Consider the following 7,958-nt stretch of genomic DNA (forward strand, 5'->3'; position numbering starts at 1 on the left):
CTGCAGTCGACCGGCGACGTGTTCGTGGACGGTCTGCGCGACCCGGCTTTTTATGACCGCGACACCTTCTTCCTCGACCGGGTTGAGCTTTTGCGTGGCTCGGCCTCGATGCTGTTTGGCCGTGGCTCGACCGGCGGCGCCGTCAACTTGGTGACCAAGCTGCCACGTCTGATGGACGAAAACCAGCTCGACGTGACCGTGGCCAGCGGCAGTTATGGGCGCGTGGTCGGCGACTTCAATGTCAAGACCGGCGCAAGCTCGGCCGTGCGCTTTGGGTTGATGGTCACCAAGGCCGACAACAACGGCGCCGGCAGCGCGCTGGACAAGGCCGGCGTGGCCGCCACCTTGCGCACCGGCATCGGCGAAGTCAATGAGTTCTCGGCCAGCATCTATCACCTGGACAACAACAACGGCATGAATTACGGCATGCCCTGGATTCGCCCGAGTGCCACCGCCACGATCGATCAAACAACCTTGCTGCCGGTCGCCCCCGACGCCTATTACGGCATGGCCAGCGACCGCAACAAGGGCACGGCCGACCAGCTGACCCTCAGCCACACGCACCGTTTCAACCTTTCGACCGAGCTGGTGACGCGCATTCGCAGCGGCAACTTCAGCCGCGACCAGCGCGCCGGCACCGTGCGCGTCGCCGGTGCTTCGCTGCAGCCCGGCGGCGTGGCCGTGACGGGTGCGAACTTCAGCGACGCCACCGTGCTGTCACGCGGCACCCAGCTGAAGATGCAAGACATGCAGACCCTCCACGCTCAAAGTGATCTCAGCAGCAAGTTCCAGGCCCTGGGTTTGCGCCATGAGGTGCAGGCCGGCGTCGACTTTGCGCAGGAAGAAAAGCAGGTCTACGGCGCCCGCAGCGGGCCCCAAGGCGGCGTCAATTTGATCAAGCCAACGACCACGGCAGGCACCCCGAACGATGGTGCCTGGATCGATGAAAGCAAGCGCGTGCTGCGCACCACCAGCGAGTACCGCTCGCGCGCTGCCGGCGTCTATGCGCAAGATTTGCTGCAAATTGCCGACCAGTGGAAGCTGCTGGCCGGCCTGCGCTATGACTATCTGAAGGGCGACTACGACACCTTCACCATCCCGAACGCCGCGCCCGGTCCGGTCACCACCAGCAACTACCGGATGAAGGTGTCGGAATGGAGCAAGCGCCTGGGCCTGCTGTTCCAGCCGAACGAGCGCATGTCCTTCCACGCCTCGGCGGCCTCGTCCTTCAACACCTCGGGCGACGCCTACTCGCTCGGTGCCGCCAACCAGGACATTCCGCCGGAACAGTCGGTCAACCTGGAACTGGGTGCCAAGATCGATTCGAACGACGGCCAGCTGAGCAGCCGCTTTGCGATTTTCCAGACCACCAAACGGCATGAGCGCAACACCGATCCACTGGTCAATCTGGTGACGCTGTCGGGCAAACGCCACGCGGCCGGCTTCGAGGCCGACTTCACCGGCCGGATCCTGCCGGGCTGGGAAGTGTTCGGCAGCTATATGTGGATGCCGGTCGCCAAGATCGACATCGCGGCGCCCAGCCCCGGCGCGGAGCTGCAGGGCGCGCGCCCTTCGCTGAGCCCGCGTCACACCGGCACCTTGTGGAGCACCTATCAGCTGACAACGGCGCTGCGCATTGGCGCCGGCCTGAACGCACGCAGCTCGCAGACGCCCAACCGCAACCCGGGTTGGTCGGCCCCGGCCTTCGTCACCGGTGACCTGATGGCCGAGTACGCGGTGCTGCCTGGCAGGTTCACGCTCAAGGCCAATTTGAGCAATGTGACCGACAAGCTGTATGCGGATTCGCTCTATACCGGACACTACATTCCCGGTGCCGGTCGCACCTTGGCGTTGACCGGCTCGCTGAAGTTCTGACCCATTGCCGACCTGGAGACTCGCTCATGTTGATCCGCATTCCCGCCGTGATGAACGCCCAAATGCTGAGGCAGATTCGTCAAAGGCTTGACGAATCCGCGTGGGAAGACGGTTCACTGACCGCCGGCTCCCAGGCGGCCCAGGCCAAGCACAACCAGCAGTTGCCGCCCAAAAGCGAAGTGGCGCGGCAGCTGCAGGACCTGGTGCTGGCCGCGTTGGAGCGGCACCCGCTGTTCTTTTCGGCCACCCTGCCCAAGCGCATCTTGCCGCCGCTGTTCAATCGCTACGGCGGCGAGCTCAACCACTATGGTGATCATGTCGATCAGGCGATCCGTTATGTGGCGGGCCAGCGGGTGCGCAGCGACATCAGCGCCACCTTGTTCCTGGCCGAACCCAGCGACTACGAGGGCGGCGAGCTGGTGATTGCCGACACCTTCGGCGAGCAGCGCGTCAAGCTGGCGGCGGGCGATCTGCTCGTCTACCCCGGCACCAGCGTGCACCGGGTCGAGCCGGTCACGCGCGGCACCCGCCTGGCCAGCTTCTTCTGGATCGAGAGCATGGTGCGCAGCGATGAGCAGCGCCGCCTGCTCTACGAGATGGACATGAGCCTGATGCGCTTGCGCGAGCAGCATGGCGACAGCCCGGCCACCGTGCAGCTGACCGGCACTTATCACAACCTCCTGCGCATGTGGGCCGACACCTGATGGCCACGCCGCTTTTGCACCCGCTCTTGCAAGCCCTGCCCGACGGCATTGCCAATCTGGCCGACTTCGAAGCGCCGGCCAAGGCACGCATGACCGAACAGGCCTGGGCCTATCTGAACGGCGGTGCGGCCGATGAAATCACGCTGCGCGCCAATCGCGCGGCCTGGGACGGCCTGCTGCTGCAGCCGCGCGTGCTGCGCGATCTGGCCGGCGGCCATACCCGCTCAATCCTGCTGGGGCGCGAGCTCAGCCTGCCGGTCTTGCTGGCGCCGATTGCCTATCAGCGCCTGGCGCACCAGGACGGCGAGCTGGCCGTCGCCTACGCGGCAGCGGCACAGGGCGTCGGCATGGTGTTGAGCGCGCAGGCCAGCGTCGGCCTGGACGCGGTGGCGCAAGCCATGGACAGCGAAGCAGAGGCCGGGCCGCTCTGGTTTCAACTCTATTGGCGGCCCGATCCAGGCTTCATGCGGGAGCTGTTGCAGCGCGTCGAGGCGGCGCGTTACGAGGCCTTGGTGCTGACCGTTGACGCGCCCGTGCACGGTGCCCGCGACCGCGAGCGCCGTGCCGGCTTCGAGCTGCCGGCCGATGTGCGCGCCGTCAATCTCGGCGGGCGCAAGCAGGTGCTGCAGCTGGCAGCCGGCCAAAGCACGCTGTTCGACGGCCTGATGCCGGGTGCGGCAACCTGGGCGCAAGTCGAATGGTTGCGCGCGCACAGCCGCCTGCCGCTGCTGCTCAAGGGCGTCAGCCATCCCGCCGATGCGCTTGAGGCGCGCCAGCAGGGTGTCGCCGGCCTGATCGTTTCCAACCATGGCGGGCGCACGCTGGACACGCTGCCGAGCACGGCGCTAATGCTGCCGCGCCTGCGCGCCACGGTTGGGGCCGAGTTCCCGCTGCTGGTCGACGGCGGCATCCGGCGCGGCACCGATGTGCTGAAGGCATTGGCGCTGGGCGCCAATGCGGTGCTACTGGGCCGCCCCTATGTGCACGCGTTGGCGGCGGCCGGGGCCGTGGGAGTGGCTCATGCTTTGCGCTTGTTGCGGGACGAATTCGAGATCGCGATGGCCTTGTGCGGCTGCAAGACCGTGGCCGACATCGACTCGGATTGCCTCTGGCACGCGCGTTGAAAAGCGCCTTGCAGCGGATACCGTCAAGGCTCAATGTCAGCTTTTGGCGCAGCAAGTGACGCATGGCCGCGACACCAAGGGTAAACAACGTGCATTTCGAGGTCAGATTGGCCTCGCTTCCCCTGTGAAAGCCTTCTCAAGCCGCGAGTGCCGCAGTACCATCGCCCCTGCTAGGTGCTAGAGAGAATTGAAGGCTTATGCGGCCTTCACCCAGTCCCAGCACATCAACAACCTTTGATGGAGAGAATTTAAATGGCAACTGCAAAGAAGGCCGCGCCCGCTAAGAAAGCGGCTCCGGCCACCAAAGCCGCACCGGCGAAAAAAGTAGCCGCGGCTCCGGCCGCCAAGAAGGCTGCTGCGCCGGCCAAGAAAGTAGTGGCGGCCAAGAAGGCCCCCGCGGCCAAGAAAGCACCGGCCGCCAAGAAGGATGCCGCTCCTGCCAAGAAGCGCACCCCGAACGCTGCTTTCATGAAGGCCTTGACCCCCAGCGCCGCCTTGGCCGCCATCGTTGGCGCGGCCGCCCTGCCGCGCACCGAGGTGACCAAGAAGGTGTGGGAATACATCAAGAAGCATGATCTGCAAGACGCCGTGCAAAAGCGCATCATCGTGGCCGACGCGGCGCTGAAGGAAATCTTCGGCAAGGCCAAGGCCGATATGTTCGAAATGACCAAGCTGATCAACAGTCACTTGAAGTAATGCGTGAGCTGGCCGTGCCGCATTTGCGCGGCGGCCGGCAGCCATCCAAAAAGCCCGGTCGTCCGGGCTTTTTTTCGTCTCAAGCTTATGCCTTGCTCGGCTCGGCCAGCGTCGCCCGCAGCGCCACGACCATTTGCATCACATCAAAGGGCTTGAACCAGTAGTCACTGAATCCGGCGGCCCGCGCTGCGTCGACTTGATCAGGCAGGCCGTCGGCCGATAGCGCCACGCAATGCAGGCCAGCATGCTGGGGCGAGCTGCGCAGGAGTGCGAGCAAGTCCAGGCCGCTCATATCGGGCAGATTCATATCAATCAGCAGCAAGTCCGGCCGCAGGGTTTCCAGCAGGCTCAGCGCTTGAGCACCGTCCTCGGCGCATTCCAGCTGCCACTCGGGCAAGCGCCGAAAGACCTCTTCCATCAACACGATGTTGATGCGATCGTCTTCAACATAAAGCACGAAGCGGGCGGGTGCCGGGGACATGGTTGTTTTCAGCGAAGTGGGTATCGGCTACGAAGCCTGAGCAGATTAGCAGCGATTTGAGCCCAGCAAGGCCGACACAGCGCCGGCCATAGGTCTGAGCCCCTTTATTTCAAAGAAATCGTGACTTAAACCACCTCTTAGACTGATCTGTCAATCCCAAACCCATCTCTATCAACCTAGGGTTATTACACTCCCTCTATGACCGATCACCGGAAAAGCGTGGTTTTTACCGGCTTTGCGCAATCCACGGTGAATTGAAAGTAGCGGCGGCAATGCCGCCCGAAGCCTACGGGCTAAATCTGACGGAATCTCAAAAAATGTCTTTGCTTGCATCGATTGCTCTTGCCGCCTCCACAGCAGCGTCAGGCGCGACCTTGCCCAACTGCTCATGGGACAAGCCCGGCGTCAACCCCTACATGGGCGACGTGGTGGCGGCCGTCGACCGCTACAAGGACATTCCTGCCCCGGTGCGGGCCAAGCTGAAGGCGCGCATGCTCAAGCGCGATTACGACGAGCTGGTCACCATCAAGCGCGACAGCATTGAGGGCCAGGCCCAATACGGCAGCGCCATCACCGATATGCATTTCGGCGCCAACAACGTCTGCAAGACGGTCAGCCGCGTCAAGTGGACGCAGGCCTATCAAGAGCGCGGCCTGGTTTATTGCGAAGAAGGTCAGTGCGTGCTGGTGCCGACGGTTTGCCGCAATGTCAGCCGCATTCAACGCATCGCGCCACGCACGGCCGGGCCGGGCGGCGGCAGCAGCTTGGCCTCGTCGACGCAGGACAACGAAACGCCCCTGGAGATGGATCCCACGGCGGCAGGCCCGTTGGCCGGCTCGCCAAGCTTTGCTCAGATCGCAGGCGGCTCCGGCTTTGAGGGCGGCTTGCTGACGCCGGGTGTGGCGCCTCCCACGGGCGGTTTGCCTGGCCTGGGTGGTGGCGGCGGTGGTGGGGGCGGTATCGGCGGCGGCGGCGGGGGTTTGATTCCCAGCCTGCCGCCCGGCCCGATCGCGCCGCCGGTGCCCGAGCCCGGCACCTGGGCCATGTTGGTGGCCGGCCTGCTGGCGGTCGGCTTGATCGCCCGCCGCCGCAAATACCTCTGAAGCTTTGTGTGCGCTGGACTCAGCGCAGCAGGTTCTTCAAATAACGCCCGGTATGGCTGCCCTCGTGGGCGGCCACCGTCTCAGGCGTGCCCGCGACCAGCAACTGGCCGCCACCCGAGCCGCCTTCCGGCCCCATATCGATGACCCAATCCGCCGTCTTGATGACGTCGAGGTTGTGTTCGATCACCACGATGGTGTTGCCGGCATTGCGCAGCTGGTGCAAGACCTTCAAGAGCAAAGCGATGTCGGCGAAATGCAGGCCGGTGGTCGGCTCGTCCAGGATGTAGAGCGTGCGGCCGGTGTCGCGCTTGCTCAGCTCCAGTGCCAGCTTGACCCGCTGCGCCTCGCCGCCCGACAAGGTGGTGGCACTCTGACCTAACTTCACATAGCCCAGACCCACATCCAGCAGCGTCTGCAGCTTGCGCGCCAGCGTCGGCACGGCGCTGAAGAACTGGTGCGCGTCTTCGACCGTCAGCGCCAGCACTTCGGTGATGTTCTTGCCCTTGTAGAGCACCTCCAAGGTCTCGCGGTTATAGCGCTTGCCGAAGCAGCTGTCGCAAGGCACATAGACATCGGGCAGAAAGTGCATCTCGACCTTCAGCACGCCGTCGCCCTGGCAGGCCTCGCAGCGCCCGCCGGCGACGTTGAAGCTGAAACGTCCGGGGCCGTAACCCCGCTCACGCGCGGTATTCATTTCGGCAAACAACTCGCGGATCGGCGTGAACAAGCCGGTATAAGTGGCCGGGTTGCTGCGCGGCGTGCGGCCGATCGGGCTCTGGTCGACATTGATGACCTTGTCGAACGCCTCCAGGCCCTCGATCAGGTCATGCGGCGCCGGGTCGGCATGGCTTTGATACAGCTTCTTGGCGACCGCCGTGTAGAGCGTGTCATTGATCAAGGTGCTCTTGCCCGAACCGGACACGCCGGTCACACAGGTCAGCAGGCCGACCGGGATCTCGACCGTCACACCGCGCAGGTTGTTGCCGCGGGCGTTGACGATCTTGAGCGCTTGATGGGCTGCCTGCGGGTCGACGCGGTGGCGCTCGGTTGGCACCGCGATGCTGGCCACGCCGGACAAATAGCGCCCGGTCGGTGAATTCGGGTCGGCCGCCACCTGCTCGGGCGTGCCCTGCGACATGATGCGTCCGCCATGCACGCCGGCGCCGGGGCCGAGGTCCAGCACATAGTCGGCCGCGCGGATCGCGTCCTCGTCATGCTCGACCACGATCACCGTGTTGCCGAGGTCACGCAACCGCCGCAGCGTCGCGATCAGGCGGTCGTTGTCGCGCTGATGCAGGCCGATGCTGGGCTCGTCCAGCACATACATCACCCCCGTCAGCCCCGAGCCTATCTGCGAGGCCAAGCGGATGCGCTGCGCCTCGCCGCCGGACAAGGTATCGGCGCTGCGATCCAGGCTCAGGTAATTGAGGCCAACGTCATTCAGAAAGCGCAGTCGCGAGGTGATCTCGCGCACCACCTTGTCGCCGATCTCGGCCTTGGAGCCTTTCAGCTTCAGGCCTTCAAAATAGACCAGGCAGTCGCGCAAGGTCGAGTGTTCGACGTCATAAATCGGCCGGCCCTTGGTGCCGGGCGCGGCATCGGCAGGCTGCAGCACCACATTGCGGGCCTCGCGGCGCAGGCGCGAGCCCTCGCAATGCGGGCAGGGCTTGGCCGCCATATAGCGGGCCAGGTCCTCGCGCACCGCGCTGGAGTCCGACTCCTTGAAGCGCCGCTCCAGGCTGGGCAAGATGCCCTCGAAGGGGTGCGAGCGCTTCAGCGCGCGCTTCTTCGGCCCGCCGGCGGTGCTCTCGGCCTGGTAGACAAAGGCAATCTCCTCGGTGCCCGAACCATGCAAGAAAGCGTGCCGGACATGTTCGGGCAGTTCCTCGAAGGGCTGGTCGATGTCGATCTGATAATGCGCGGCCACCGCCTCCAGCATCGAGAAGGTATAGGCATTGCGCCGGTCCCAGCCCTT

General features: G+C 64.7%; 7 protein-coding genes. 5 read left to right on the plus strand and 2 right to left on the minus strand.

Annotated elements, in window-relative coordinates:
- The 4 genes from RMO57_RS01275 to RMO57_RS01290 form a co-directional block, all read left to right on the plus strand.
- Positions 1-1,875, plus strand: a 1,875-nt coding sequence (locus RMO57_RS01275) for a TonB-dependent receptor (RefSeq protein WP_310383499.1), incomplete at its 5' end; no start/stop codon positions are given.
- A 26-nt stretch (positions 1,876-1,901) separates the two neighbouring features.
- On the plus strand, positions 1,902-2,579 hold the full coding sequence (locus tag RMO57_RS01280) for a Fe2+-dependent dioxygenase (RefSeq protein WP_310383501.1): 678 nt from the start codon (positions 1,902-1,904) through the stop codon (positions 2,577-2,579).
- Complete coding sequence (locus tag RMO57_RS01285) at positions 2,579-3,703, plus strand: alpha-hydroxy acid oxidase (RefSeq protein WP_310383503.1); 1,125 nt, start codon at positions 2,579-2,581, stop codon at positions 3,701-3,703. Before RMO57_RS01280 ends, RMO57_RS01285 begins: the two co-directional genes overlap by 1 nt.
- A 252-nt stretch (positions 3,704-3,955) precedes the next feature.
- On the plus strand, positions 3,956-4,399 hold the full coding sequence (locus RMO57_RS01290) for an SWIB/MDM2 domain-containing protein (protein ID WP_310383504.1): 444 nt from the start codon (positions 3,956-3,958) through the stop codon (positions 4,397-4,399).
- Between the two features lie 85 nt (positions 4,400-4,484).
- Here RMO57_RS01290 and RMO57_RS01295 read toward each other — a convergent pair whose 3' ends face one another.
- A complete protein-coding gene (locus RMO57_RS01295; RefSeq protein ID WP_310383505.1) occupies positions 4,485-4,880 on the minus strand; it encodes a response regulator in 396 nt (131 codons plus the stop codon).
- Positions 4,881-5,254: 374 nt separating this feature from the next.
- On the opposite strand from RMO57_RS01295, the gene RMO57_RS01300 reads away from it, so the two are divergent.
- Positions 5,255-5,983 (plus strand): MHFG family PEP-CTERM protein, encoded by a 729-nt coding sequence (locus RMO57_RS01300; RefSeq protein ID WP_310383506.1) that lies wholly within the window; start codon positions 5,255-5,257, stop codon positions 5,981-5,983.
- Between the two features lie 19 nt (positions 5,984-6,002).
- Here the strand turns inward: RMO57_RS01300 and uvrA are convergent.
- The coding region (gene uvrA, locus RMO57_RS01305; protein WP_310383508.1) for an excinuclease ABC subunit UvrA at positions 6,003-7,958 on the minus strand (1,956 nt) is incomplete at its 5' end.

It is taken from the genome of Roseateles sp. (genome assembly GCF_031397715.1).
Lineage (GTDB): Bacteria > Pseudomonadota > Gammaproteobacteria > Burkholderiales > Burkholderiaceae_C > Paucibacter_A.